At 53.0% G+C, this 25,932-nt stretch carries 23 protein-coding genes and 1 tRNA gene; 6 read left to right on the top strand and 18 right to left on the bottom strand.

Annotation, left to right across the window (positions count from 1 at the left end; translation table 11 throughout):
• The first annotated feature begins 59 nt into the window (after window positions 1-59).
• Window positions 60-1,205: a hypothetical protein gene (locus ASN_RS16820; RefSeq protein WP_058988898.1), complete on the top strand. Its 1,146-nt coding sequence runs from the start codon at window positions 60-62 to the stop codon at window positions 1,203-1,205.
• Window positions 1,206-1,346: 141 nt separating this feature from the next.
• Here ASN_RS16820 and thiL read toward each other — a convergent pair whose 3' ends face one another.
• The 3 genes from thiL to nrdR all read right to left on the bottom strand — a co-directional run bounded on the left by thiL (window position 1,347) and on the right by nrdR (window position 3,377).
• Entirely contained in the window at window positions 1,347-2,333 is a 987-nt protein-coding gene (thiL, locus tag ASN_RS16815; RefSeq protein WP_058988897.1) for a thiamine-phosphate kinase, read from the bottom strand.
• Window positions 2,305-2,838, bottom strand: coding sequence for a transcription antitermination factor NusB (gene nusB / locus ASN_RS16810; RefSeq protein ID WP_039904829.1), 534 nt, complete (start codon window positions 2,836-2,838; stop codon window positions 2,305-2,307). The genes thiL and nusB overlap by 29 nt, the downstream gene beginning before the upstream one ends.
• A 62-nt stretch (window positions 2,839-2,900) precedes the next feature.
• Window positions 2,901-3,377, bottom strand: a complete 477-nt coding sequence (gene nrdR, locus ASN_RS16805; RefSeq protein WP_006559195.1) for a transcriptional regulator NrdR — start codon at window positions 3,375-3,377, stop codon at window positions 2,901-2,903.
• Window positions 3,378-3,519: 142 nt separating this feature from the next.
• Between nrdR and ASN_RS16800 the strand changes: the two genes are divergently transcribed.
• On the top strand, window positions 3,520-4,017 hold the full coding sequence (locus tag ASN_RS16800; RefSeq protein ID WP_058988896.1) for a copper chaperone PCu(A)C: 498 nt from the start codon (window positions 3,520-3,522) through the stop codon (window positions 4,015-4,017).
• A 55-nt stretch (window positions 4,018-4,072) separates the two neighbouring features.
• Here ASN_RS16800 and glpK read toward each other — a convergent pair whose 3' ends face one another.
• The 12 genes from glpK to ASN_RS16740 form a co-directional block, all read right to left on the bottom strand.
• Window positions 4,073-5,572, bottom strand: coding sequence for a glycerol kinase GlpK (gene glpK, locus ASN_RS16795; RefSeq protein ID WP_058988895.1), 1,500 nt, complete (start codon window positions 5,570-5,572; stop codon window positions 4,073-4,075).
• A 29-nt stretch (window positions 5,573-5,601) separates the two neighbouring features.
• A complete protein-coding gene (locus tag ASN_RS16790; protein WP_058988894.1) occupies window positions 5,602-6,426 on the bottom strand; it encodes an MIP/aquaporin family protein in 825 nt (274 codons plus the stop codon).
• Window positions 6,427-6,479: 53 nt separating this feature from the next.
• On the bottom strand, window positions 6,480-8,000 hold the full coding sequence (gene glpD, locus ASN_RS16785; RefSeq protein WP_058988893.1) for a glycerol-3-phosphate dehydrogenase: 1,521 nt from the start codon (window positions 7,998-8,000) through the stop codon (window positions 6,480-6,482).
• Window positions 8,001-8,095: 95 nt separating this feature from the next.
• Window positions 8,096-8,902, bottom strand: coding sequence for a DeoR/GlpR family DNA-binding transcription regulator (locus tag ASN_RS16780; RefSeq protein ID WP_058988892.1), 807 nt, complete (start codon window positions 8,900-8,902; stop codon window positions 8,096-8,098).
• Entirely contained in the window at window positions 8,899-10,797 is a 1,899-nt protein-coding gene (gene recQ, locus ASN_RS16775; protein WP_082666751.1) for a DNA helicase RecQ, read from the bottom strand. The genes ASN_RS16780 and recQ overlap by 4 nt, the downstream gene beginning before the upstream one ends.
• Window positions 10,798-10,804: 7 nt before the next feature.
• Window positions 10,805-11,182, bottom strand: coding sequence for an OmpA family protein (locus tag ASN_RS16770; RefSeq protein WP_006559244.1), 378 nt, complete (start codon window positions 11,180-11,182; stop codon window positions 10,805-10,807).
• Window positions 11,183-11,307: 125 nt separating this feature from the next.
• Window positions 11,308-13,035: a thiol reductant ABC exporter subunit CydC gene (cydC, locus tag ASN_RS16765; RefSeq protein WP_231948295.1), complete on the bottom strand. Its 1,728-nt coding sequence runs from the start codon at window positions 13,033-13,035 to the stop codon at window positions 11,308-11,310.
• A gap of 1 nt (window position 13,036) precedes the next feature.
• A complete protein-coding gene (cydD, locus tag ASN_RS16760; RefSeq protein WP_058988891.1) occupies window positions 13,037-14,758 on the bottom strand; it encodes a thiol reductant ABC exporter subunit CydD in 1,722 nt (573 codons plus the stop codon).
• A 129-nt stretch (window positions 14,759-14,887) separates the two neighbouring features.
• A complete protein-coding gene (locus ASN_RS16755) occupies window positions 14,888-16,558 on the bottom strand; it encodes a sensor histidine kinase (RefSeq protein WP_058988890.1) in 1,671 nt (556 codons plus the stop codon).
• Window positions 16,559-16,658: 100 nt separating this feature from the next.
• The gene (locus ASN_RS16750; protein ID WP_158307605.1) at window positions 16,659-16,826 is read right to left on the bottom strand and encodes a NepR family anti-sigma factor; all 168 of its coding nucleotides are present in this window, start codon (window positions 16,824-16,826) and stop codon (window positions 16,659-16,661) included.
• Window positions 16,827-16,957: 131 nt separating this feature from the next.
• Window positions 16,958-17,533, bottom strand: a complete 576-nt coding sequence (locus ASN_RS16745; protein ID WP_006559239.1) for a sigma-70 family RNA polymerase sigma factor — start codon at window positions 17,531-17,533, stop codon at window positions 16,958-16,960.
• 119 nt (window positions 17,534-17,652) lie between these two features.
• Complete coding sequence (locus ASN_RS16740; protein ID WP_231948294.1) at window positions 17,653-18,210, bottom strand: sigma-70 family RNA polymerase sigma factor; 558 nt, start codon at window positions 18,208-18,210, stop codon at window positions 17,653-17,655.
• A 57-nt stretch (window positions 18,211-18,267) separates the two neighbouring features.
• On the opposite strand from ASN_RS16740, the gene ASN_RS16735 reads away from it, so the two are divergent.
• From ASN_RS16735 to ASN_RS16725, 3 genes are all read left to right on the top strand, one after another.
• Window positions 18,268-19,014 carry a PhyR family response regulator anti-anti-sigma factor gene (locus tag ASN_RS16735; RefSeq protein WP_039904903.1) on the top strand — a complete coding sequence of 249 codons (747 nt, stop codon included), beginning with the start codon at window positions 18,268-18,270 and terminating at the stop codon, window positions 19,012-19,014.
• Between the two features lie 87 nt (window positions 19,015-19,101).
• Window positions 19,102-20,928: an ABC-F family ATP-binding cassette domain-containing protein gene (locus tag ASN_RS16730; RefSeq protein WP_058988889.1), complete on the top strand. Its 1,827-nt coding sequence runs from the start codon at window positions 19,102-19,104 to the stop codon at window positions 20,926-20,928.
• A gap of 57 nt (window positions 20,929-20,985) precedes the next feature.
• A tRNA-Val gene (locus ASN_RS16725) sits at window positions 20,986-21,060 on the top strand.
• A gap of 416 nt (window positions 21,061-21,476) precedes the next feature.
• Here ASN_RS16725 and ASN_RS16720 read toward each other — a convergent pair.
• A complete protein-coding gene (locus tag ASN_RS16720) occupies window positions 21,477-22,196 on the bottom strand; it encodes a response regulator transcription factor (RefSeq protein WP_039904348.1) in 720 nt (239 codons plus the stop codon).
• Window positions 22,197-22,348: 152 nt separating this feature from the next.
• Here ASN_RS16720 and ASN_RS16715 point away from each other — a divergent pair, with 152 nt between their 5' ends.
• Window positions 22,349-22,867, top strand: a complete 519-nt coding sequence (locus ASN_RS16715) for a L,D-transpeptidase family protein (RefSeq protein WP_082666750.1) — start codon at window positions 22,349-22,351, stop codon at window positions 22,865-22,867.
• Window positions 22,868-22,992: 125 nt separating this feature from the next.
• On the opposite strand, the gene ASN_RS16710 is transcribed toward ASN_RS16715, so the two are convergent.
• Both ASN_RS16710 and guaB read right to left on the bottom strand, forming a co-directional pair.
• The gene (locus ASN_RS16710; RefSeq protein WP_058988888.1) at window positions 22,993-24,300 is read right to left on the bottom strand and encodes an RsmB/NOP family class I SAM-dependent RNA methyltransferase; all 1,308 of its coding nucleotides are present in this window, start codon (window positions 24,298-24,300) and stop codon (window positions 22,993-22,995) included.
• A gap of 9 nt (window positions 24,301-24,309) precedes the next feature.
• Complete coding sequence (gene guaB, locus ASN_RS16705; protein ID WP_006558617.1) at window positions 24,310-25,788, bottom strand: IMP dehydrogenase; 1,479 nt, start codon at window positions 25,786-25,788, stop codon at window positions 24,310-24,312.
• Window positions 25,789-25,932: the final 144 nt, after the last annotated feature.

Here is a 25,932-nt window from a genome sequence, read left to right as displayed (position 1 = left end):
CCATTCGGTCGGAATAAGGCATCACCTTTCGGTTTGAAGGCGCAGTTGATGGAGCACCGATGACTAATTCTGACCAGATTGTCGTATCCCCCGTTTCGGGTACGCGTCAGCTTGCGCTATTTATCCGGCTGCCCCGCCTTTTGTATAGCGGCTTGCCAAGTTATGTGCCGCCTTTGGATATGGAGCAGAAAGGAATGCTTCACCCCAAACGCTCACGTTTTTTTGAGCATGGAACCGCATGTTACTTTTTGGCTTGGCGTAACGGAAAGCCGATTGGACGTATTTCGGCTCAGATTGACCGTTTGGCGTTGGAGCAGGATGGCCCGCGCACCGGTTTCTTCGGCGCCTTGGACGCCGTGGAAACGGAATGCGTCAAACCATTGTTGGATGCCGCAACGGACTGGTTGCGGCTGCAAGGCATAGAGCGCATTCGGGGGCCGTGGACGCTGAACTATCATGGTGAGTCTGGCACCATGATCGAGGGGCAAATGGAACCCCCTATGGTTGGCACTGGGTGGCATCCAGAAACACTCGGTCCTGCTATCGAGCGCGCGGGCTTTGCCAAGGCAATGGATCTTCTGTCCTATCGGATGGAGGTTAGCCCTGTGGCAGAGCGTGCAAACCGTGTTCCCGCCAATCTACGTGCCCGGCTGGGTGCGGTAACAGTGCGCGGGTTACGCAAGGATCATATTATTGAAGACGCAGATATCCTTAGAGATATCTATAACGATGCATGGGCCGGAACATGGGGAAACGTGCCGATTACCCGTGATGAAGTGCAGGCTCTTTTGGCATCACTCAAACCGGTACTGAAACCAGAGCAATATGTTCTGGTCGAGTTTGAGGGTGAACCTGTTGCCATAGCTCTGGTTGTTCCCAATATTTTTGACATCAGTGGAGATCTGAACGGAGCCCCCTCCCCGCTGGGATGGGTCAAGCTGGGCTCACGTATCTTAACGCATGATTTTCATTCAGCGCGGGTCATTCTGCTGGGGGTGAAAAAGAAACTTGCCGGAACGGCATTAAGCGCCATAATCCCTGCCCTATTGATTGATGAGTTGATGCAGCGGGGGCATGTATTGCCTTACCGATCAATTGAGTTGGGATGGGTTCTGGAAACAAACGTCGGGATACGCAATCTGATTGAGCGTATTGTGCCAACGCCCTACAAAAAACATCGTATGTATGAAAAAAATATTTCCTGAATGGTGGGTGGATCAAGTTATCCTGAATATTTTAGTCTAGCGCCGTGTGTATAAAAAGTTTTTCCGATCATGATATATGTTGGGGGAAACTTTTTTACACTATAAAAATTAATATATTGTGATTGTTTGAATTTATTATTTCTAGAAATGGCTCCAGCCGAATTTTTTGAATGAGAGTATTTTTTCATTCTTGTCAATTACAGTGACGCCATCACTTTTATTATGAAAAACTCCAATGCGTGTGACAGGAATGGCCCCCTCCACGGTCTCTAAGAAGGGAGACTGTAAAAGAGCTTTTTCCTTATCTGGAGGCACAGCGAAAAGAAGTTCGTAGTCATCGCCACCAGTCAGGCATGTTTCCAGCCATTCTGGCCCGCACTCAAGGGCGGCACGAGAGAATGGGACATCAGCCGCATAGACCGTGACTCCAAGAGCATTTTCTCTAGCAAGGTGGCCTGCATCCTGTAGCAGACCATCAGAGACATCCATCGCTCCTGAGGCCAGACCATAGAGTGGAGCTCCCACTCTTGGTTGGGGCATGCGGTAACGGTAAGCAAGATAGCCTGAAGGATCGTCAATAATGCCTTGCAAGGCTCGCAACCCCAGAGCCCCATCTCCTATGGTGCCGGTAACCCAGAGACCATCCCCAGCCCGAATACCCTGACGCTTTATGGCATGTCCGGGGGGGACGGACCCCAGAATGGTGAGGGAGAGAACCAACGGCCCAGAGGTGGATGTTGTGTCTCCTCCAAGCAGACTTAGGTTGAAAAGGGTCTGGTCCTCTTTGATCCCTCGGCAGAATCCTTCAAACCATTTGTCTTCTATGGAGGGTGGACGCGCGACGGTGAGAAGCCACCCTTCAGGGCGAGCGCCCATTGCTGCGAGATCAGACAGATTGCAACGGAGAAGCTTGCGGCCAATAGTTTCTGCCGGATCATCCGGCAGAAAATGTACATTTTCGACCATTGCATCGGCCGCTATCACGAGGTCACGACCGGGTGGTGGCGTAAAAACGGCGGCATCATCTGTCAGGCCAAGTGCGCCGGGGCCTGCCAGATCGGAGAAATGTCGACGGATAAACGTAAATTCCGGCGGAAGATTAGTCAGCTTTGTTGTCCTCAGCTTCAGACGGACGTTGGTTCTTTTCGGTCGAAGTGAGCTGTTTTATGGCGGTGTCCAGCACGCCGTTCACCAGTTTGGGTTCATCGCCGGAAAAAAAGCCGTGGGCGATATCCATATACTCATTGATGATTACGCTTGCAGGAACCTCCCCTGCCAGCGCTTCGCCGAGAGCAGCCATGAAGAGCGCGCGTAAAACTGGGTCAAGACGGGTAACTGGCCATGTTGCAGGCAAGGTTGCGGCCAGTTGGTCCAGAATAAGGCTCCGGTGGGAGACCGCTTCCTTCACCACAGAGACAAAGAGGCGCGTATCAGGCTCTGGCACATAGCCTTCCTCGTAGGAATCGTTGTTCAGCGTTGTGCCGAAGCGATGTACCATGAACTGCTGAACGACACTTTCCGCGCGATCTTCGTTCTGTTCAATCTGGAAAAGTGCTTGAACAGCCGCCACCCGAGCCGCCGTACGCGGTCGTTGCGCTCCCTTAAGTTCTGGTTGATCTTGCAGCTCTGTCATCCCTGTCTCCTGCGTGCCCTGTTGAGGGAGCGGGGTTTCATGACGCCTTTATGGCTCAAGGTCTAGTCTTTTTCCTGATTGTCAGCGTCGGAAACGTCCATTGACGTCAGAATTTCGGAGAAATCCTTTGCTTCCGTGAAGTCTCTGTACACGCTGGCAAAACGGACATAGCCGACGGTATCCACTTCCTTGAGCACCTCCATGGCAAGCTTACCTATACGCGAGGAAGGCACTTCAGTTTCACCCGAGGCTTCAAGCTGTCTGACCAGTCCGCTGACAATCTGTTCGATTCTTGTTTCAGGTAGAGGCCGTTTGCGTAGAGCAATGCGAATGGACCGTGCCAGCTTTTCCCTTTCAAACGGGGCACGCCTTCCGTTTGCTTTGACCACAACCAGATCTCGCAATTGCACACGTTCAACGGTTGTAAAGCGTTGGCCGCACGAAAGGCAGGCTCTGCGGCGGCGTATGGCAGAACCCTCTTCATTCGGGCGGCTATCTTTGACCTGGCTGTCCGGGTTCCCGCAAAATGGGCAACGCATTGGTAATCTGGCCTCTCAAACTGGCTGGCTCCCGTAGCAGAACCTTCTTACAGACCAACAGGATTGCGGTATAGTGTCCGCAACATGCTGGATCTGCCTTGGCAGTATATACTGATACGAGGCTAAAAACACCGGAGTCACGATGAAACTTCACGCCCATCTCGGCATCTTGCCTGCGTTATTCGCCGGACTGCTGGTTCATACCCCAGCTCATGCTGAGGACAGGGATCCGGGCAAGTCAATTCCGGGGCAGGAAAATGCCCAGAAAGATATTGAGATTACAAACGTCAGTATGCAACTTGTCCGGCCTGCCGGGCATGTTTATGCGCTGTATTTCACGCTTACAAACAAAGGTGAAAATGCGCATCTGGTTACAAACGTCTCATCCGCTTCATGCCGGACGCTGGTAGGCCATCATTCTGATCAGGAAAGTACCTCGGGCACACTTTCTCTTTTCACTCACCTTTCCTTGCCTGCCAATACGACGCTCGTGTTTCCTCATGGTGGCTATCATCTTTTATGCCTTGATCCAGACCCCGCTCTCAAGGCGGGACAGAACGTGACGTTCACCTTTTCTTTCCTTGGAGGGTCATCCAAGGACGTAACGGTGGCGGTCGATCCAGGAAAAGCTACGGAGTGAAAGGTAGCAGTGTTTTTCCCTCCCCATGTTCTGGGGAGGGAAAAAGCGCTGGCGTTCAGCCGAGTGAAGGAGTTGTGAGAGTACGTTTTACAGCTTGATGCCATCCGGCAATCATTGTGCGGCGTTGCTCATTGTTCATTGAGGGCTCAAAGAGTTGGCCACGTTTCCATTCGGAAGCGAGGGTTGCTTCATTTTCCCATACGCCGGTAGCAAGACCAGCGAGGAAACCAGCGCCGAGTGCCGTGGTTTCCACGTTGTGAGGACGTTCAACTTTCACCTGAAGCATATCTGCCAGAAACTGACAGAACCAGTCATTGGCGGACATACCGCCATCCACACGCAGGGCGTCTGTCGTGCCGCCTCCATCCTGCATCATTGCCGTCACCAGATCGAGCGTTTGATAGGCTACGGATTCCAGTGCGGCTCGGGCAATGTGGGCGGCAGTTGCATCCAATGTCAGCCCACAGATCAGGCCACGCGCATCTGGGTCCCAGTGGGGAGCGCCAAGGCCAACAAAACCCGGGACCATATAAACGCCGTGGCTATGGGGGATACGGGTGGCCATGTCGTCTGTCTGGGATGCGTGCGTGATGAGATGCAACCCATCGCGGAGCCATTTGATAGCGGCACCGGCTACAAAAATGGACCCTTCGAGAGCGTAAGTCGTTTTGCCGCCAATGCGGTAGGCAATGGTTGTAAGCATCCGGTGCTTGGACACAACTGGCTTTTCGCCCGTGTTCAGCAGAACGAAACAGCCGGTGCCATAGGTTGCTTTTGCCATGCCAGGTGTGAAGCACGCCTGCCCGACAACCGCAGCTTGCTGGTCTCCCGCCATACCGGCAATAGGAATGGCGCGCCCGTAAAGAGAAGGATCAGTTTCGCCGAAGAGGGTGCTGTTGTCTTTTACTTCCGGCAGAAGGGCTGCAGGAATGTGGAACAGGCGGAGCAGGTCGTCATCCCACTGTTGGGTATGAATATTGAACAGCAATGTGCGCGCAGCGTTTGTGATGTCTGTGGCATGCACCTTACCGCCGGTCAGGCGCCAAAGGATGAAAGAATCAATCGTGCCGAACGCAAGCTCTCCTTTCTCGGCCTGTGCCCGAGCCCCGGAGACATTGTCTAATATCCAGGCCAGTTTGGTGGCTGAGAAATAAGGGTCGATCAGCAGGCCTGTCCGCTCGCGCACAAGCGTTTCGGCCCCCTCTTCTTTCAGCTTCTGGCATGTTGCGGCCGTCCTGCGGTCCTGCCACACAATGGCGCGGTGGATAGGCTTCCCCGTTGCGCGATCCCAGACAACAATGGTCTCGCGCTGGTTTGTAATGCCGATGCCCGCAATGCGGGCTGCGCCGCCAGCCTGTTCCACGGCTGTCTTGGAGGTGGTCAGAACATCGTTCCAGATATCTTCAGGGCAATGCTCCACCCATCCGGCATTGGGGTAATGCTGAGCGAATTCCTGCCGCGCTCTGGAAATCTCGTGAGCATGCCGATCAAATACGATCGAACGTGTTGAGGTCGTGCCTTGATCAATTGCCAATACGTAGTCTTGCGCGCTCATCGAGATTATCCTTCTTTGATCGGAGTTTGTTAGTCGTGAGCCGTGTTGGAATCACGGGTTTTGTTTAAAGAGGGCATGAAAGGTTTGAGAAGCCCCTGATAGAAAGCTCCCCCGATAACGCCGCCTATCAATGGGCCAGCAATTGGCACCCACCAGTAGTTTCCAGGTGATGGGAGTGCGGAACCGCCCCATCCGGCAAAATAACAGAACAGGCGCGGACCGAAATCACGGGCCGGGTTGATAGCCCACGCTTCCAGATACCCTGCTGAGGCACCAATGGCCGCAACCAGAAAGCCAATGATCAAGGCGCCAGAATTTGCTTGGGGGGCCTGCGTATTGTACTCGCAGGTGACGGCGAAAATGCCAAGAAGCAGCATGGCGGTCAGGATGATTTCATCCACAAAAGCATGCATAGGCGTGATGAAATCACCGGGATGAGTAAAAAACACCCCTGCCCCTGCTCCATCATGGAGACGGTCTATCTGATGAAGAGCAGCATAGTGGTCAATAACCGGGGAAAAGAGGGTGTAAACAATAACGGCTCCCAGAAAACCACCCAAGACCTGGGCTGCCCAATAAGGCAGAACTTTTTTCCATGAGAAGCCCCGGAAACAGGCAAGAGCTAACGTGACTGCCGGATTAGCGTGGGTGCCGGAAACAGCGCCGGTCACATAAATGGCAATCGTGACCCCCAGTCCCCAGACAATACACACCCCCCAGTAGGCGAGTTTGTAAGGACTGGGGTCGTAGAGCGAATACATCGCCGCTACGGAATCCCCAAACACAATAATAATGAAAACGGCTACACATTCGGCAATCAATTCACCGATGAAAGCCTTGCTCATACCTGTCATACTTTCCTCGTCTTCTTGTTTTTCTTGGGAAAGAAAGGGGATTGCCTATCAGGTCAAGCAGTTTTCTGCTTCACGTAATCGGCAACCTTGGTTTTTTCTGCCTCGTTCAGGTGCAGGCCCAACTTGCTGCGACGCCAAAGAACGTCTTCTGCAGTGCGTGCCCATTCACGATCAATCAGATAGTCAACTTCGCGAGTGGTCAGATCCCCCCCGAGAACATCGCCGAGCTCTTTCATGGAGTTTGCTTCTCCAATAATTTCGTAGGCCCGGCTACCGTAATTACGCAGCAAACGCCATGCAAGTGACGGAACCAGCCAAGGGGCTGCACGCCGCAGGCGTCCAAGGGCGGCGTCAAACCCACCCTCACCCATGTCTCCCCCTGGCAGAACCTCGTTTGCCGTCCAGCTAGCGCCCGCCACAGCAGGCAGAACGGGTGCCAGTTTTTCAAGGGCGTGTTCGGCAAGCTTCCGATACGTGGTAATTTTACCGCCAAAGATGGAGAGAAGCGGTGCGCCGTTCTGGGTATCAAGATCCAGAACATAGTCTCGTGTCACCGCAGAGGCATTGGCAGACGCGTCATCATAAAGTGGGCGGAGACCAGCATAGCTCCACACGACATCGCTCTCCTTCACCTGTGTCTTGAAATAGCGATTTACGCTTTCACAGAGATAGGTGATTTCGTCTGGCGCAATTCCTACGCGTCCCGGCGCATCTTTCCATGGAATATCCGTCGTGCCGATGAGCGTGAACTTCTGTTCATAAGGAATGGCAAACACAATACGTTTGTCTGGGTTCTGGAAGATGTAAGCCTGAGGCCCATCAAACACACGGGGAACAATGATATGGCTGCCCTTAACTAGACGCACTGATTTGGAATTAGGGATCTTCAGGGTGTCAGCAAGAAGCCGGGCAACCCATGGTCCTGCCGCGTTTACAAGCGCACGGGCCTGCACAACCTGGGTGGTTCCGGTCGTGCGGTCTTCCAACGTTGCTTGCCACAGGCCATTCACCCGTTCAGCGTGAACAAGCCGGGTGCGGGTGCGGATATCTGCTCCTCGTTCGCCTGCATCCATCGCATTCAGAACAACCAGGCGGCTGTCCTGAACCCAACCGTCCGAATAGACAAAGCCCTTAGTGTAATCTGCTTTCAGTGGACGCCCAGAGGAATGGGTACGAAAATCAATGGCGCGGGATTTGGGCAGCGTCATGTTCGAGGCAAGGTGATCGTAAAGGAACAGCCCGGCACGTAGCATCCACGCAGGACGAACAAGTTTGGAATGGGGCAGAACGAAACGCATGAGCCACATGATGTGCGGGGCCATTTTCAGCAGACGCTCACGTTCTGTCAGGGCTTCACGCACCAGCCGGAATTCATAGTATTCCAGATAGCGCAGGCCACCGTGGATCAGTTTTGTGCTGGCAGAAGAGGTATAGCTAGCCAGATCATCCTGCTCTACCAGCAGGACAGAAGCGCCGCGCCCGACTGCATCGCGGGCAATCCCAGCTCCGTTCACGCCTCCGCCTACAATCAGCAGATCATAAGGACGGTCTGTTGCAGATGCAGTCTCTAGCATTTTCTCTTCCGATACCAACAAATGAAAACGATCTTTGATCTTCGTATCCGAAAACAAGAGCGGAAAACAATGGCCTTAATATGACTGTTTGGCCCTTATATGGGCTTTCGTGTTTTCCTTTCCGAAAATTCGGCCTCATTGACAACATGCAGAACAACTCCGGCCTTGCGCAGGATGGTTTCCAGCGCAGGTGGAGGGGGCTGATCCGTATAGAATGCGCTGATTTCCGAAATGTGTCCTACACGCGCCATAGGCCTACGTTTGAATTTGGTATGATCTGCCAGCAGAAACACAGTGCGGGCATTCCGGATAATTGCCTGAGCAGCGCTGATCTCATCGGCATCAAAATCAAGGAGTGTTCCATCGTCATCAATGCCGCTTATGCCGATAACACCGAAATCGGCACGGTATTGTTCGATCATCGCAGCAGCGGCAGGTCCGACGATTCCTCCATCCCGTAATCGTACAGTGCCGCCTGCAATGATGAGATTGCATTCAGGTGCGGGGGCCAACAGAGCGGCTACGTGGATATTGTTTGTAATTACACGCAGGCCGCGATGTCCCCGCAGGCAGCGCGCAAATGCTTCTGTCGTGGTGCCGATATTAATAAACAGCGATGCACCATTCGGTATGGCCAATGCGGCCTTTTGTCCGATGGCTTCTTTCTGTTTCAGGTTCAGAATCTGGCGGTCCGAATACGCTATATTTTCCGTAGGGGAAATGGCCGAAGCCCCGCCATGATGGCGTGTGACAATTCCGTCCGCGGCCATACTGTTTACGTCGCGCCTTACCGTTTGGACGGTAACGTTGAGAACCTTGGCCAGGTCTTCATTGGCGGCGTAGCCATGCTGCTGCACAAACTGTAGAATTCGTGCCCGACGCTCCTTTACTCCGGCCGTCACGTGTCTTGCCCTTTTCGGGCCGCCGTAAGCACGTCGAGCACGTTCGCTCCGTAGCGTTCCAGTTTTGATCTCCCTACCCCTTTGATCTCACCCAGTTCTTGCAGAGTGGAGGGCTCTTGCAAGGCGATGTCTCTCAAAGCAGCATCATGAAAAATCACATATGGGGGAATTTCCTGCTCTCGCGCTTCGTCCAGTCGCCATTTTCTAAGCGCCGCAAACAGCGGTTGCTTGTCTTCGGGCAGTTCTACTGCTGGAGAGCTTTGCCTGCTGCGGGAGGCACTTCCTTTTTCAAGCTCCGCAGTGGCATCTGCACGCAGTTCAATGCTTTCTTCGCCCCGCAAGATGGGGCGAGCAATCTCATTATTCAGGGCCAAACCGCCATACTGGCCTTCTGAGCGTAAGGCGCCTCGGGCAATAAGTTGCCGGACAACGCTGCGCCAGAAAGGCTCGGGCTTATCTTTGCCTATACCCCAAACGGACAGGGTATTATGCCTGTTACGTTCGACTGCTTCCGTAAGTTTACCCCGCAAAACCGCAATAACGTGCAGGGCACCATAATGCTGCCCGGTGCGATATACGGCGGAGAGGAATTTGCGTGCAGCCTCTGTGCCGTCAAAAGTGATGACGGGATGCTGACAGGTATCACAATGGCCGCAAGGTTCGTTTAATGTTTCTCCAAAGCAATGGAGAAGAGCCTGGGTCCGGCAACCGGTTGTTTCTGTCAGAGCGATCATGGCTTCCAGACGAGCCCGCATGACCCGTTTTTCAGTCTCTGGTGCATTTGACTGATCCAGCCAGTAACGTGCGCGGGCCATATCTTCTCCACCGTAGAGAAGCACTGTGTCAGACGGCAAACCATCTCGGCCGGCGCGACCGATCTGCTGGTAATAGGCTTCTGGTGAGGATGGCATGTCCAGATGGATCACAGCCCGTACATCAGGTCGATCTATCCCCATGCCGAAGGCAACGGTCGCCACGATTACAATGGGCTCTCCGGACCGAAACCGAAGGAGTGCAGCCCGTTTTTCTATTGGAGAAAGGCCCGCATGAAAGGCCAGAGCCGTCCATCCACGCTCCCTCAGGGACGCGGCTATCCGCTCTGTTCTGGCGCGGCTGCCACAATAGACAATACAGGCCTCTTCCTTATGGCGTTCCAGAACCGTTGTAAGCTGCCGCAGTTCCGACGCTTTGGGCAAGGCTGCGATATTCAGGTTAGGTCTGTGGAAGCTGGAAACCAGAACTCTGGCATGAGGCATATCCAGAGCAGAAAGGATGTCAGCGCGCGTCCGCTGATCAGCTGTTGCCGTCAGCGCAATACGCGGCACGCCGGGGAAATGGCGCGGAAGAGCGGCTAGTTCTCTATATTCCGGTCTGAATTCATGGCCCCATGCTGAAATGCAGTGGGCTTCATCAATCGCGATAACTGAAATGGTCTGGCGGGTTAGGCGCTCTAACGTTCCCGGTGCCAGAAGACGTTCGGGAGACACATAAAGGAGGTCTATTCTGCCATTGGCCAGATCTGAACGGATTTTAGCGGCCTCTTCATTTTCCAGTTCGGAATGAAGGGCAGCCGCGTTGATACCGAGCTGCCTTAACCCGGCAACCTGATCATCCATCAGGGCAATAAGAGGTGAAACGACAAGGCCCATGCCTGCGCGGCACAAAGCTGGTATCTGGTAACAGATACTTTTACCGCCACCTGTTGGCATCAGAACAAGCGTATCTTCGCCATCCATGATGCCTTTGACAGCCTGCGCCTGCAGGCTGCGGAAGTCGGGATAACCGAAGACAGACTGCAACACCTCTTGCGGGGTGTTGCCCACAAACCGGTCCCTTCCCTTCACGCTCTCAGTAAGGACGGGAAGAGAACCAAGACCGATCTGCGATTCCGTCATAGATAAATCAGGGGTTCACCAGTTCGATTTCGACACGGCGAGACCCAACGGCTGAGGCCTCGGTTGTAGAAGGCGCACGTGGCGTCTGACGGATTCGGTCTCCGGATACGCCATCCTGATGCAACTGTTCTGCCACAAGTTTGGCACGTTGTACTGCCAGGAGAGAGTCTGCGGAAAGATCCTGCCCTGCGCCGGCGTAGCCTTCTATCTGCACAACACGAGAAGGATGCCGCTGTGCCTTCGCGGAAATTTCCGAGATCACAGCACGGGAAGAGCTGTCGAGTTCAACGGAGTTGTTCGCAAAAAACACCACATACTTGCGCGCAGGTTGTGTGGCACAACCGGCAAGAAGAGAAAGGCCCAGAACTGGCAGCAGGCGACGCATGAGTTTAATCCCGGCTAGAGTGGCGAAGACGTAACGTCTTGTTCAAATACAGATCTGCCCAGGAATTAAAACCAGGCAGAACACCATCTGGTGCCCTTTGGTGTCCATCTCGTCAACTGCTGTATTTATGAGACAGCAACGGTTGTTGCCTGACCATGTGAAAGACGCCAGATCTGGTCCAGTTTTTCTACCCCTGTAAGGCGATGTGCAATCAGAATAACTGTACGTCCTGCTGTAACAGTATTGAGTGTACGCAGAAAATCCTGTTCCGTTTGAGCATCCAGTCCTGTGGCTGGCTCGTCCAAAATCATGATGGGTGCATTTGTCAGCAAGGTGCGTGCAAGAGCTATTCGTCGTCCCTGCCCGCCAGAAAGATTGACACCGCCTTCACCAAGCCAGGTATCCAGCCCTTCCGGCAAGTTGCGTACGACGCCTGCTACGGCTGCTTCCTCAAGGGCGCGCCATAAATCCTCTTCGGTTGCTTCTGGTTTGCCAAGAAGCAGGTTGGAGCGGATTGTATCGTCAAACAGATGGGTTGCCTGAGAAAGCCACGCAACCTGACGGCGCAAAGAGGTGGCTCGGATGTGGGAGATATTCACCCCGCCAAGCGTGATACACCCGGATTCAGGGGCGGCAGCTTTCAGCAGAAGCGCAGCAAGGCTCGATTTTCCCACGCCGGAGGGGCCCAGAATGGCAACGCGGGAGCCAGCAGGAATATCAAGAGTTAGTCCATCAAACACATAGGGGCGATCTGAGGACCATCTGAATTTCACATTGGTGACCTGAATGTCAGTGCCTGCTGGAGCATCCGCTTCCTGCTCTGTTTGAGCGGATACCGGAGCAACCTGTGCAATTTCTACAACACGTCGGGCGGCAGCGCCCATTGCGCCCGCTTGCACTCCAGCCCGGGTAAGAGCCCCCGCGCTTTCAAAGGCAGCCACTGTCAGGAACAGGATACCCACGCCAGAAAGGGGGGCAACTTTTGAGAACACTATGCCTGAAATGGCCAGTAGAACGAAAAGAATAGCAATTTGTCCGCACAGATAAGCCGTGGCGTTAGCGATAGCTGCGCGGCGCGCAAGATGCTTCTGGCCATCCAGTAATGCCCTGTCATCGGCTTGTACGCGGGCCAGCATCCGGTTTTCTGCTCCGAAAGCGCGGATCTCACGCAGGCCGCTGACCAGATCAAGAACGCTGATGCGTAACGCGGAGAGGTTTTGTGTCAGGCGTTCTGCGTCCTGCCGACCAGAGCGGGCAATCAGGTAAGGAAACAGAAATGCAGAGCAGGCAAAGAGAAGGCCAGTCAGGCATCCAAGAATGATGTTTTGGCTGCAAAGCTGAACCAGCAGAATAGGAAGGGTCAGACATGCGCACATGAACGGCAAGAGAATACGCAGATACAGGCCGTCCAGCGTGCCAATGTCTGAGACCAGACGGGAGAGCATGTCCCCTGCCCGACGAAAGCCCAGTCCTGCTGCGGCACCCCGCGCGAGGGAATGGAAAAACCATACTCGCAAATCTGCCAGCGCCCGAAACATGGCATCGTGCGCAAATAGGCGCTCAGAATAACGGAGAAATACACGGCCTACACCGACCCAGCGCAGGAGAGCCGTTGTAATGATCACCTCACCAAGCACGGCACCAGCCAACCGGAGGCCTGAAACCTGCATGAGCAGAAGCCCGGTGCATAAAGCCAGGAGTGCGAGCATCAGGCCAATTGCAAGACGGGGAGCCTGTCTCTGCCACAGCTTCAGAATGCGAAAAATAGCCTGTCTGTCTGTCACGGCAGGCGTGTTTGGCTGCCCGGCGGAAGAGGTTGCAGGAGCGGAGGAGTTCTGGGTCACGTCAGGCATCTCAGGCTGCTCCCTGCTGAAAAATGATCTTTCCATTCTGGAGGCCAATCTGCTGACCGTTGAACATATGGGCAGCCGCAGAGTGCGTTGCCAAAATGACGGTTTTGTTTAGCGCAAGCTGCTGCAGGCTTTCAAAAATGCTTTTTTCTGTTTCCGGATCAAGGTGGGCCGTGGGCTCATCCAGCAGCAGCACAGGTGCATTTTTCAAATAGGCGCGCGCAATGGCAATACGTTGAGCTTGTCCGCCAGAAAGACCAAACCCTCCTTCCCCAATACGTGTTTCCAGTCCTTCCGGCAGAGAGGGGAGGAATTGGTCCACGGCCGCGGCTTTCACTGCCGCCATAAGTGTTTGCTCATCAGCATCAGGATGCGCAAACAGGATGTTGTCACGTAATGTGCCAGCAAACAGGGTGGGTTTTTGTCCTATCCAGGAGATAATTCGGGAAAGGGCATCTGATGAAATGGTTTCGAGCGGCGTCTCATTCAGGCGTATCTGTCCGCTCTCAGGTTTGATGAACCCTAGCAGAAGCTCCATCAATGTGGATTTCCCGGAGCCCGATGCGCCCGTCAAAATAACGGTTTCGCCCGCAGGCACTTTAAAACTGATGTTATCAAGAGCCTGCCCACGTGCGGGATCCCATGTGAAGCAAACCTGATCCAGCGTGATGGAGATGGCCCGCTCAGAAGCAAGCTGTTGCTCTTCAAGCGCCGGGTGCGATTGCGCTGCGGGTAAATCCAGTACGGCTGTAGCGGCGCCCTGCGCATGAGCACGATCCTGATAGGCAAGAGCCAAAGCGCGCAGAGGGGCAAAAAATTCTGGAATAACCAACAGGACAAACAGGCTACTTGTCAGAACATGCTCCAACTGCGGGCTCGCATTCTCGGCCTGCAAGGCCAAGGCCACCTTTCCGTCCATGATGGCAACCACGATCAAAGCGATCACCATGGCGGCATCAATGGATGCTGAAGAAAGGAACGCAACGCGCAGAACTTTCATGGTCCGCTGTCGCAACTCGTCGGCTGCGTCAGCCAGGCGTTGGGTCTCGTCTTCTGTCCGGCCAGCCAGCACAATGGTGGCGATGCCTTTTACACGGTCCAGAAAGCGCGCTTGCAGGCGGGTCATGGCAAGGAACTGATTGCGGGATGCAACAGCGGCACCAATGCCAAAGATTGCCTGCCCGAACGGAACAGCCAAACCGCAAAGCCCTAAAACGAGGCCTGCCCGAGGTTGAATAATGTAGACAGGAATAAGAACAAGAGCGGGGGCAGCAATCCACGTGACTGAGGCGGGAATCCACCGACCAAAAAAGCCATCCAGCGCTTCGATCCTGTCAACAGCTGTTGACGTCAGAGCGCCGCTATGTGTTTGACGAAGAAGTGCAGGCCCGCCAGCCAAAATAGAGCCAAGGACCTCTCCACGCAGCCGTCGACGCGCTTCGATGCCTGCATTTGCAGCCGCCACATCGGCCCCCGCCACCACACAAGCCCGTGTGAGAGCCAGAACCAAAAAGGACACAATCGGCCACACAGGAAAAGAGTGAGGAGAGAGCCCTGAATGCAGGCTTATCAGCGCATGGCCGAGCACAACGGCTATGCACCATGCCTGCGCCACGCCAACAAGAGAAGACAGGATGCCAAGGACCATTACAGGTCCGGCTGCTTTGCGTCCCAGACGGGTTTGTGTCCGCGTCCACCCGCGTATCGCTTGTTTTTTACCGCTCATGACGTAGGCGTTTATACCGGACAGGAAGGGACGCAAACCATTAAGCACGCCAGCCCCGGCTGCAAACAGGGCATACCGCCACTTTTTTCTGGGCGAATCCTAAAGGATCAGGGGGAAAAGAAGCCGTTTCTAGGAACCGTCCAGTGGAAAAACAAAGGTGTAACGGGTGCCATATTCGCAGTTTTTGTCAAACGTGGCGTTTAACTGCCTGGCAAAGCCACGGATTAACTTCAAACCGATGCCATGTTGATCTGGGGAGGTGGCGGACTCAATATCGCACCCTATTCCATCATCACTGACAGAAAGATTCACATTTGGTCCCTGAAGGCTCAAGCGAACAGCAATGGTTCCATGCCGTCCATCCGGGAAGGCATATTTGATAGAGTTGGTCACAATTTCCGTCACGATGAGGGCAAGAGGTACTGCCTGATCAGGGTTCATGGAAAAATTGTCTGCGACGACATCCAGCGTAATACGTGCGGCGCTTTCTTCGCCCGCAATGTGCAATGTCTGGTCGCATAGCTCTTTAAGAAAACCCGCCATGTTGAGGCTGTCCAGACGATCTTCTGCGTAGAGCGTCCGATGGAGGGTTGCGAGAGCTCTTACTCTGTCTCGGGCCAATGCAAATTCCGCACGTACATCAGGGTTGGAGATGCGACTAGCTTGGAGGTTCAAAAGGGAAGCTACAATTTGCAGGTTGTTTTTGACCCGATGATGGATTTCACGCATCAGCAGCTCCTGATGCGCCATGGCTTTTTTTAGACGCGCTTCATGGCGAGAAAGTCGGCGGGTTGCCCGTGTGAAAGCTTGACCAAGTCTTTGAAGTTCCAAAGGCATTGAGCGCGTGATGCGCGTATCAAAAACGCCTTCTATCTGCCATTTCTGAACAGAGTAGGTTAATCGCCGTAGTGGCCACACCAGCACAATGTTGGCAGCCAGCGTGACACCAATCAGTCCGGCCGCCAGCAAGAGCACTAACCCCGATATTTCCAGAATCATGGTCCGCAATGCCCCTGATTCCCGGGCCGTTCGTTGCGCGGAGACCAGAATATCAGCCCCTCCAGCAATAGCTCCCAAGGCGTATCCACCTTCAGGCGTGGGAAGTGACACGACAGATCCTGCGCTGGCTTCAAGCCGCTGCTGGAGGGCTCCTACGATAAAGCTGGGGGGCGGCGTCCATCGGCAATCCGTGCAGACGGAACTCAAGGAACCATCCTGATTGATGAGCCATGCCTTCAGGGGATTGTTTTCATCCGAAAACGCCTGCCAGCCAATGCTGTTGGAAAGATAGGCTGCCTTCCGGGAGAGTTGAAGGATACCAACAAGATATCCATGCGTTTCCGGAATGGAAAGAAAAACGGCAGGAACCGTGATTCTCAAGAAGGAGCCGCTTCCTTCCGACGAGCTATTGCTCTGAATCGCTTCCAGTAAGGTTCCCTGAAAAGAAGGAAAAGTTTCTCCTTCCTCAATATTCTGACACCCACTTCCTGGCGTGGAAATCGACTGGATGACGTTGCCTTCAGCACTGAGCACACCCAGATAGCAGTAACGTTGCCCGCTCATGGTTTCAGCCAGCTTGAGGGCGTGACCAATCTGCTCAGGCGTCAATCCCATACCACCGATGGTTTCCAACGCGCTCCGCAGGCGGTCCGTATCGTGTCGAAACTGGAGGTCCAGCCGTGTAATGGCTGTAGCAGCACGCTGGGCGCTGCCCACCATCAGTTCGTTGTAGTTGTGAACAGCAAGGACCGATCCGATCGCCACCACAGGTATGGCGGAAAGGCAGATCAAAAGCCGCATTCGGGCGCTGGTTGTGCTGAAGATATGCCCGATGCCGGAAAGCAGGGAAGCGAGAATTTTACGCAGACTGCGTATAAGACTCCCTCTCTCCTGTCCCTGCTTAGTCTCGACGATCTTCTTCAATGAGCTTTAGCAGTTCTTCTGGAATAGGTTCGTTCGCTACATCATCAAAAAGCTGGTGAAGTCCGCGTTTGAGCCAGAGATCAAACGCCTGATCAGACGTTTTCTTGGATTCTTTTGGTGGATCGTCACCCATGAATTTTTCCATCCGGTGGTGCACCCTTACGCCGCCCGACGGAAATGCCATGTTGTCTGTCTGAATAGCAAACATCTGACATACTCAAGCTCGTTAGCCTACCTTACATATGTGGGCCTTCAAGCCCACTTTCTGTCTTCACGTTACACGCGGCTTGATGCGGTTTTTTCCTGTGTATTCCGCTCTACCTTCCGCTGCAATGCTGCGGCCTGCGCTTTCAGACGATCTGCGCCCACATGTTCTTCACCTATCATCCAGGCTTCAAGCTGGCGGCGTGCCCGGAAAACGCGGCTTTTTGCCGTGCCAACCGCACATCCTGCAACTTCTGCCAGTTCCTGATAGCTCATCCCTTCCAGAACGCCTAACACCAGAGCTTCCCGCTGATCGTCTGGCAGACGTGCAAGCGCAGCATCCAGATCCTTGAGCACAATCCGATCTTCATGCGGAGCATTGGTGGACAGGAAGGACGGCGGCATATCATCAATGTCGGTCGTTTCACGTTTTTTCCGCAGGTCGGAAATAAAACGATTGCGCAAAATACGATGCATCCAGGCAGGGAAATTTGTGCCTGGGGCAAAGCTATCCTGCGCCGAAAGGGCGTTGCAAACGGCATCCTGTACCAAGTCTTCGGCCGCGGCGCGGTTACGGGTTAGCGCCAGTGCCTGAACACGCAGCTTGGGCAGGATAGCAATAACCTGATCGTGGAATGACTTCGTCATCGGATTTTTCCTTCGCCTTTATTCATTCTTGAAAACTGAATGAACGGGAGGAGGCAAAGGTTACAAAAAAAGCCTCAAAAAATTATCACGAAAAAGTGAATGACGCTTTTGGAGAAGTTTCAGTGGTCCTGCGTCAGAGCCTGAAGTTCTGCTCTGGCGCGCGAGACACGGGTTTTCATGGTCCCAACTGACACCTCGCAGATGCAGGCGGCCTCTTCATAAGTCATTTCCTGTGCGCCAATCAGAATAAGAGCTTCCCTTAAAAGAGGAGAAAGCTGCCAGAGATAATAATCGAGATCCCGAATCGTTTCCCTGTCGGGGCCGTTCTGTCGGTTTGCTGGTTGCGTCTGGGCATCAGAAGCATAGTGATCCAGCACTTCCCTTTCTTTCTGCTTGCGTCGTGCCTGTTCAAGAAACAAATTGCGCAGTATGGAAAATGTCCATGCTTTCAGATTGGTGCCCTGAGTGAATTGTCCTGCCTTTGCCAACGCGCGGAGAATGGTTTCCTGCACCAGATCATCCGCAAGTGTCGCATCACGCGCCAGCAGGCGTGCAAAAGCGCGAAGTGCTGGAACCTGTTTCAATAAATCTGTGCGAGAAAATGATGCAGTTGCGCTACGGTGCTCCAGTTTATCGCGTGTCAGAACACTTACCCCTTCCTGCAGACGATCGGTCATGTCATCGTTGCGATCCTGCGTGTCTATCGTCATTACTCCACGCGAAGGAGATTTGTCATGCCAGAGTCACAACGCGCGGCCTTAATCCAGGCACTTCCCTATGGCAGACGCTACGCACGCGCATTAACGCGTAGCCAGCCGCGAGGTGATCTTCTGGTGGCCGAAAGTTTGCGGACTTTGACAACCAGCCGCCCTGCTGATGATCTGCCTGCTTTATGTCGTCTGTATCAAGAAATATCACGCCATTTTTCTGCTCAGGCGGATCACCACCATCCGGAAGGTTCTCTCTCCATCCTTCAGCGCCAGTTACTCCTTCTGTTAACACTGGAAGAAGTTTCTCCTCCAATGGCAGCGCGAATTCTTGACCTGTCAGACGCAGAAGCCGAGCGGGAAACTGAACGCGCATACTCTTTCCTTAAAACCGGCATTCAAACGTCTGTTCTTATTATTGAAGACGAACCCATTATCGCCATGGACATTGAAGAACTCGTTCTACAATGCGGGCACAAAGTGGCAGGAATAGCGCATACGCAAGAAGACGCCATTCGTATTGCTCAGGAAACGCGCCCCGGTCTTATTCTGGCGGATATTAATCTAGGTAGTGGCGGTGATGGCATGCGTGCCGTGGCGGAAATCACCAAAACGCATGATGCGCCGATAATTTATGTTACGGCCTATCCGGAACGTCTCCTGACCGGTGAAACATCGGAGCCCAGCTTCGTCATCACCAAGCCGTTTGAACCTTTGACTTTGGCGGTTGCGACCTATCAGGCTGTCAGCAGTTTTGATCTTGCAAGTTCCTGATGATCGTCTAGCGTTTCTTACTGACCAAAGGGCGATATCTGGAAATATCCTCTTGCGTCACTGAGGGCTCTGGCACAGAAACGGAGAATGGCTCTCCCTCCCCTTCTCCACCTTCAAGATATTTCTCTCACTCTTGGTGGCAGGCCTTTGCTTGATAAGGCAGGCTTCGCTGTAGCACGGGGTGAACGTGTCTGCCTCGTGGGGCGGAATGGTTCAGGAAAATCCACTTTACTTAAAATTGCAGCGGGCGCTTTGCAGCCCGATTCAGGCGTCGTGTTTTTGCAGCCGGGAGCCACTTTGCGTTATTTGCCGCAGGAACCCGATCTTTCTACGCATCTTACGACGTCAGATTATGTGCTGGCACAGATTGCCGAGCCCGAAAATTCGTGGCGTGCTGCCGCAATGCTCGATGCTCTTGGCCTAACGGGTCAGGAAAGCACCTCTCATCTTTCTGGCGGGGAAGCACGGCGTTGTGCAATAGCTGGCGCGCTGGCGGCTGCTCCTGATATTCTTTTGCTGGATGAGCCCACAAACCATTTGGATATGCCTACGATCGAGTGGCTTGAACGCGAATTGCTAAGCCTCAATTCAGCAATGCTCATGATCAGCCATGACAGGCGTCTTCTGTCTACCCTCTCCCGCTCCGTCGTATGGTTGGATCGAGGGATTACGCGCCGTCTGGATCAGGGTTTCAGCCGCTTTGAAGAGTGGCGTGAAGAGGTCATCGAACAGGAAGAGCGTGATGCGCATAAACTTGATCGCAAAATCGCGCGCGAAGAAGATTGGATGCGCTACGGTGTTACCGCACGGCGCAAACGGAATGTTCGGCGTGTGGGTGAATTGGCTGCGTTGCGAGCCGCTAAGCGTGAGGCCGTAAGGGCACCGGGTTCGGTTACGTTAGCGGCACAGTCATCGGGCGTCTCTAGCAAGCTGGTTGCTGTAGCTGAGAACGTTAGTAAATCCTGGGGAGATCGCGTTATCGTGCGTGATCTGGATCTGCGCCTACTGCGTGGAGACAGGCTCGCTCTTGTGGGAGCAAATGGCGCAGGGAAGACGACACTTCTTCGTCTTCTGGTTGGTCAGGATCAACCCGATAGTGGCACGGTTTCTCTTGGCCCCTCCCTTTCCATGGTAACGCTTGACCAGCAACGCCGGACGCTGGACCCTCAGAAAAGTTTGGCTGATACTCTTACGGGTGGCGGTGGAGATATGGTTCAGGTTGGTGCGGAAAAACGCCATGTTATCGGCTATATGAAAGATTTTCTGTTTAAGCCCGAACAGGCTAGGACACCAGTTGGTGTGCTATCAGGTGGTGAGAGAGGCCGCTTGATGTTGGCATGCGCTCTTGCTCAACCTTCCAACCTTTTGGTGCTGGACGAACCAACAAACGACCTTGATCTTGAGACGCTTGATTTGTTGCAGGAAATGCTGGCGAGCTATTCTGGGACAGTGCTTCTGGTAAGCCATGACCGAGATTTTCTGGATCGCGTTGCGACTTCTGTTTTAGCTTCAGAAGGCCAAGGTAACTGGGTGGAATATGCTGGAGGGTATAGTGATATGCTTGCCCAGAAAAAGGGTGGCATAGAAGAGAATGTTATGGCTGCACCGCCTGTTGTCAGGGTGCAGGGTTCATCAGAAGCTAATGTATCATCCGGAAAACCGTCGTCCCGAAAGTTAAGTTATAAAGACCAGTTTGCTCTGGATAGCTTGCCCAAGGAGATCGCTAAGCTTGAAAAACAGGCGGAAATAATCCGGACCAAATTGGCTGATGCTGATCTCTATGCAAAAGATCCGAAGGCGTTTGAAAAATATAGCACTGATTTAGTGAAGACCGAGACAGCTCTCGCCGCGGCAGAGGAAAAATGGTTGGAGCTTGAAATGAAACGAGAAAATCTGACGGTGGACCCAAATTAATTTCCCAAACCAGCTTGCCAAGAGCAAGAGGCTCCGCTAATACCAACCACACAAACCGGGTGCGTAGCTCAGCGGTAGAGCATCGCCTTCACACGGCGGGGGTCACAGGTTCAATCCCTGTCGCACCCACCACGATTTCCCTAGTTTTCTGCGGGTTTTACGTGGTTTCCGGTATTGCCTTCCAAATCACGGCATATAAATAAGTAAGCGTTTCTTGTTCGCGTTATGGCGGTAGCAAGTAGTTATTCTCCTTCTCTATTATGTTGATTTGAGAGGATGATGAGACGTAATTGCTATCATATAAAAATGGAATATTTTCTTATGTATTTGTTTTATTTTAAAATAGTTTTCAATGAAAGTTATTCGGTGATAGTAAAATAAGAAATTTTCTTAAATTTAGAATTACATTTCTCTGATAATGAATATAAAATAGCTTTGTTTGTGCTGAAAGTTATAGTTCTATATAAATATTATATTTCGTGAAGCATCGAATAAAGAATGTTTGTATTTTCACAAAAATCCTTTATTCGATGTAGGTAATTAAAAAATTATTCTGATGTAACAGCAACAGTTTCTGGGTTCAGACGGTAGCCACCACCTTCTGTAATAAGAAGGGAGGCATTTGCTGGGTCTGGCTCAATTTTCTGCCGCAGTCGATAGATATGAGTTTCCAAAGTATGGGTTGTCACCGCTGCGTTATAGCCCCACACTTCGTTCAAGAGAACTTGGCGCGGAACAGGCCGGGTCCCTGCCCTGTAGAGGAATTTAAGAATAGCCGTTTCTTTTTCCGTCAGGCGGATACGGCGATTTTTCTGGGGATCCTGTAAGAGTTTTCCTGAGGGACGGAACGTGTAAGGACCGATGGTAAAGACGGCATCTTCACTGTTTTCGAAAAGCCTAAGCTGCGCACGCAAACGCGCAAGCAATTCAGCAATTCTAAATGGTTTGGCAACATAATCATTTGCCCCTGCATCCAGACCGCGAACAATATCCGCTTCATCGTCTGAGCCAGTGAGCATAATAATGGGCATACGAAGCCCTTCTTTTCTCAGCTCGGCACAAAAATCACGCCCATCTCCGTCAGGTAGCGTGACATCAAGCAGAATAGCGTCACATCTGGCGTCAGGAGCCTTGAGTTTCTCGCGGGCTTCAGCGAGCGACGCTGCTTCCTGTACAGTGAACTCACCTTCAAGTTGCAGTTGCTCTACCAGCGTCTGACGCAGTATCCGGTCATCATCAACAACCAATATTGGACGTGCACCCGTCATGGGGTTTTCTTCTCCTTGTGTCAGCCTGTAACTAATGGCTGCCTAAACCATCCACTCTGACAAGTTTGTCACGATTTTGGGCTCAAACCAATAGCCATAAGCATGATCTCACTGACATCATAGAAAAATCTACAGCCAGGACTCTTATTGCGATGATGATACACATTAAACCACGCTCATGCAGTCGTAGTGATGCACAACTGCATTGCGAACACAAAGTCATGAGGGCGATAATCGGGAAAAACGGCGTTACACAGGATAAGCAGGAAGGTGATCACGCAACGCCAATAGGGATATTCTCCCTCAGGCAGGTTTTTTATCGAGCAGACCGCATTCAAAAACCCGATACCGTATTGCCTGTAGAGGCCCTGACCATTCAGGATGGATGGTGTGATGATCCTACCCATTCCGCTTACAATCAAAAAATATCGCTTCCTCATTCTGCACGGCATGAGGCTCTTTGGCGAGAAGACAATGTCTATGATCTGATTGTTGTTATTGGCTATAATGACGAAAAAATTCAGCCCGGGCGAGGATCTGCTATATTTATGCATCTTCAGCGGGAGAATAAAGCTCCCACCGAAGGATGCGTTGCCCTGACAGAAGAGGATTTGCAGGCAGTGTTAGCTTCGGGAGCTACAGCCATTCATATTCATGCTTCTGACGACTGATGGCAGTGTGGGAAGTGCCTGAAGACATATGCTTCTTGAGAGCGTCAGTATGCTCGCCTAGACCTCTCGAACTAAGAGGAGGAATCTTGAAGCCTTATTCCGCAGACAAAGGCAAGTCTATCTCATCAGAAGCAGTTTTTTTCTTCTGCTCGCGTCAAAACCGCAGCAAAAAAACCATCCGTCCCATTTTGCCGGGGCGATAGCGAAAACATGCTCGTTTCTTTCAGCTTTTCGGGTAGGGCGGAGCTATCTGAGGCAACAAGTTTGAAATCCGGTTTGCGACGAAGAAACGCCTCAACTTGATCTGCATTCTCTGCGCGTAGAACAGAACATGTCGCGTATACCAACCTGCCGCCGGGTTTTACAAGAGTTGAGGCTTTGTCCAGAATTTCTGCCTGCTTGGTCAGTAGCTCTTCCAAATCCTGTTCAGTCATACGCAGACGGGCATCAGGATTGCGGCGCCACGTGCCCGTCCCACTGCATGGTGCATCGACCAACACTCTGTCGAAGGAAGCTGAACGGCGCTTGGCCCATTTATCACCAGCTTGAAGAAGATGCTGTTCTACATTGTGCACACCCGCACGCCGCAAACGCCGCACAGCACCATCAAGGCGTTTTTCGGCAACGTCACATGCGGCAATATGCCCCTTGTTTTCCATCATCATGGCTAATGCGAGGGTCTTGCCCCCTGCCCCGGCACAATAATCCAGAATGCGCATCTGAGGTGCCGCGCCCAGAATGGCAGCGACCAGTTGACTCCCCTCATCCTGGATTTCTACTCGACCATCCTTAAAAAGTGTGGTGGAGGTGACAGGTTGCCTTCCATTCAGACGTAAACCCCATGGAGAAAGTGGGGTTAAAGTCGCATGCAGGCCTTCGCGGGCCAGAGCCTTCTGAGCTTCCTGTCGTGAGTTACGAAGAATATTCACCCGTAGATCAAGGGTGGCGGGCTCAGAAAGAGCTGCGAGTTCTTCTTCCAGCGTGTCTCCGAATGTCTCTTCTAATTTAGGGAGCAACCAATCGGGTAGTTCCAGCTTAACGGCGCGCGGCATGCGCGCATCGTCCAAAGATTTTTCCGCCAGCGCTGAGAGAACATTTTTCTCTTTGAACGTCAGCGCTCCAGCGGCAAAGCGTCCATCAGAAAAAAGGGAGGCGACGTCCCTAATGGGCGTCCCTTTAAACGCAAGGCATGCCGCCGCCAAAGTTCTGGGAGTTGGTGTTTCTGCGCCACTTTGCTCCAGATGCCAGCTTAGCCTGCGCCACTCGCGCATGACATCCCAAACTAGTCCGGAAACAGCCCGACGATCTCCGCCGCCAATGTAACGCCGCTCCCTGAAGAAGCTGTTGGCAACGGCATCGGCCGGCTTACGGGGGGCTGCCTCCATAGCAGTAAGAAGGTCAATGGAGGCAGCAAGTCGGGCGGAGGGCGTCATGATCGTGTCTTAATCCCGGCGATAATTCGGCGCTTCACGTGTGATGGAAACATCATGAACGTGGCTTTCACGGAGACCCGCGCCTGTAATGCGACGGAAACGGGCACGTTCCTGAAGCTCTTTGATTTCACGGGAGCCTGTGTAGCCCATACCGGCCTTGAGACCACCGACAAGCTGATGAATAACGGCAGACATGGTGCCCTTGTAAGGAACACGCCCTTCAATTCCTTCTGGAACCAATTTCAAGGAATCTTTCACTTCCTGCTGGAAGTAGCGGTCCGCAGATCCTCGGGCCATAGCGCCAAGGCTGCCCATGCCCCGATAAGATTTGTAGGAACGGCCTTGATATAAAAAGACCTCTCCCGGAGCTTCCTCGGTCCCAGCAAGCAGAGAACCGACCATAACCACGTCGGCCCCGGCCCCCACGGCTTTGACGATATCTCCTGAAGTGCGAATACCGCCATCAGCAATCGCTGGCGTATTCTTGGCGTGGCACGCCTGTGCCGTTTCCAGAACGGCGGAAAACTGAGGCACACCAACACCGGCAACAATGCGCGTCGTACAAATTGAGCCTGGGCCGATCCCGATTTTCACACAATCAGCTCCAGATTCGATCAGAGCTTCGGCTGCTTCCGGGGTCGCTACGTTGCCAGCAACAATCTGAATCTGGTTATCAAGCGCTTTAAGACGCTCTACTGCGCGCAGCACGCCAGAGGAATGGCCGTGCGCAGTATCAACCACCAGAACGTCAACGCCTGCTTCAACAAGCAGCTTGGCGCGGCTGAACCCGTCTTCTCCTACCCCAGTTGCTGCGGCACAGCGCAACCGTCCCATGCTATCCTTAATGGCGAGGGGGTAGGCAACGGCTTTGTCCATGTCCTTGACGGTAATAATGCCAACGCAGCGATCCGCGTCATCTACAACAAGCAGTTTTTCAATCCGGTGCTTGTGTAAAAGCTGCCGGGCCGTGTCGGCATCTGCCCCATCGCGAACAGTGACCAAGCCCTCATGGGTCATAAGTTCAGAGACGCGTTGAGTCGGATCTATGGCAAAGCGCACATCGCGATTGGTGAGGATTCCGACCAGTTTCTGCGTATCCGGCTCTACAACAGGAAGGCCGCTGATGCCATTCCGGTGCATGATTTCACGCACCTCAGCTAACGTCTGGTCTGGTCCCACTGTAACGGGATTTACAACCATGCCAGACTCAAAGCGCTTCACGCGGCGTACGTGTTCAGCCTGTTCCTCGGGGGACAGATTTTTATGAATGACCCCCAAACCACCTTGCTGTGCCATGGCAATAGCCATTTGATCTTCCGTTACGGTGTCCATAGCGGCGGAAACAAGCGGAATATTGAGTTCAATGGAACGTGTCAGACGGGTACGAACAGAGGTTTGACTCGGAACGACTTCAGATGCAGCGGGAACAACCAGAACGTCGTCAAACGCCAAGGCTTCGCTAACACGGCTGTAAGGGGAGGAAGTCATACAACGGGGCCCTTCAGTAGAGTGCGACTGGGTCACCCGATAGCAAACTATTGCCTCAGGTCACCTGACCATTGGCGCTTCCTCATATGCCGTTGCGGATATAAACGCAAGAGGAGAAAAAACTCTGTAATCATGATTTTATGG

The sequence above is a fragment of the Acetobacter senegalensis genome, from assembly GCF_001499615.1.
GTDB lineage: Bacteria > Pseudomonadota > Alphaproteobacteria > Acetobacterales > Acetobacteraceae > Acetobacter > Acetobacter senegalensis.
Note: the sequence above shows the minus strand (reverse complement) of the source record. Positions and strands in the feature narration are given on the sequence as shown.

What these genes read in the sequence shown, in the direction of transcription:
- recQ (WP_082666751.1), bottom strand. Translation starts at nt 10,797, where the DNA reads ATGACGGAATCGCAGATCGGTCTTGGTTCTCTTCCCGTCCTTACTGAG.
- ASN_RS16790 (WP_058988894.1), bottom strand. Translation starts at nt 6,426, where the DNA reads ATGACAGGTATGAGCAAGGCTTTCATCGGTGAATTGATTGCCGAATGT.
- guaB (WP_006558617.1), bottom strand. Translation starts at nt 25,788, where the DNA reads ATGACTTCCTCCCCTTACAGCCGTGTTAGCGAAGCCTTGGCGTTTGAC.
- nusB (WP_039904829.1), bottom strand. Translation starts at nt 2,838, where the DNA reads ATGACAGAGCTGCAAGATCAACCAGAACTTAAGGGAGCGCAACGACCG.
- ASN_RS16740 (WP_231948294.1), bottom strand. Translation starts at nt 18,210, where the DNA reads ATGACCGATCGTCTGCAGGAAGGGGTAAGTGTTCTGACACGCGATAAA.
- ASN_RS16715 (WP_082666750.1), top strand. Translation starts at nt 22,349, where the DNA reads ATGATGATACACATTAAACCACGCTCATGCAGTCGTAGTGATGCACAA.
- ASN_RS16750 (WP_158307605.1), bottom strand. Translation starts at nt 16,826, where the DNA reads ATGGAAAAATTCATGGGTGACGATCCACCAAAAGAATCCAAGAAAACG.
- nrdR (WP_006559195.1), bottom strand. Translation starts at nt 3,377, where the DNA reads ATGCGTTGCCCATTTTGCGGGAACCCGGACAGCCAGGTCAAAGATAGC.
- ASN_RS16730 (WP_058988889.1), top strand. Translation starts at nt 19,102, where the DNA reads ATGGCTCTCCCTCCCCTTCTCCACCTTCAAGATATTTCTCTCACTCTT.
- ASN_RS16770 (WP_006559244.1), bottom strand. Translation starts at nt 11,182, where the DNA reads ATGCGTCGCCTGCTGCCAGTTCTGGGCCTTTCTCTTCTTGCCGGTTGT.
- glpK (WP_058988895.1), bottom strand. Translation starts at nt 5,572, where the DNA reads ATGAGCGCGCAAGACTACGTATTGGCAATTGATCAAGGCACGACCTCA.
- ASN_RS16720 (WP_039904348.1), bottom strand. Translation starts at nt 22,196, where the DNA reads ATGACGGGTGCACGTCCAATATTGGTTGTTGATGATGACCGGATACTG.
- ASN_RS16710 (WP_058988888.1), bottom strand. Translation starts at nt 24,300, where the DNA reads ATGACGCCCTCCGCCCGACTTGCTGCCTCCATTGACCTTCTTACTGCT.
- ASN_RS16820 (WP_058988898.1), top strand. Translation starts at nt 60, where the DNA reads ATGACTAATTCTGACCAGATTGTCGTATCCCCCGTTTCGGGTACGCGT.
- cydC (WP_231948295.1), bottom strand. Translation starts at nt 13,035, where the DNA reads ATGCCTGACGTGACCCAGAACTCCTCCGCTCCTGCAACCTCTTCCGCC.
- ASN_RS16800 (WP_058988896.1), top strand. Translation starts at nt 3,520, where the DNA reads ATGAAACTTCACGCCCATCTCGGCATCTTGCCTGCGTTATTCGCCGGA.
- ASN_RS16735 (WP_039904903.1), top strand. Translation starts at nt 18,268, where the DNA reads ATGCCAGAGTCACAACGCGCGGCCTTAATCCAGGCACTTCCCTATGGC.
- ASN_RS16745 (WP_006559239.1), bottom strand. Translation starts at nt 17,533, where the DNA reads ATGACGAAGTCATTCCACGATCAGGTTATTGCTATCCTGCCCAAGCTG.
- cydD (WP_058988891.1), bottom strand. Translation starts at nt 14,758, where the DNA reads ATGAGCGGTAAAAAACAAGCGATACGCGGGTGGACGCGGACACAAACC.
- ASN_RS16755 (WP_058988890.1), bottom strand. Translation starts at nt 16,558, where the DNA reads ATGCGGCTTTTGATCTGCCTTTCCGCCATACCTGTGGTGGCGATCGGA.
- glpD (WP_058988893.1), bottom strand. Translation starts at nt 8,000, where the DNA reads ATGCTAGAGACTGCATCTGCAACAGACCGTCCTTATGATCTGCTGATT.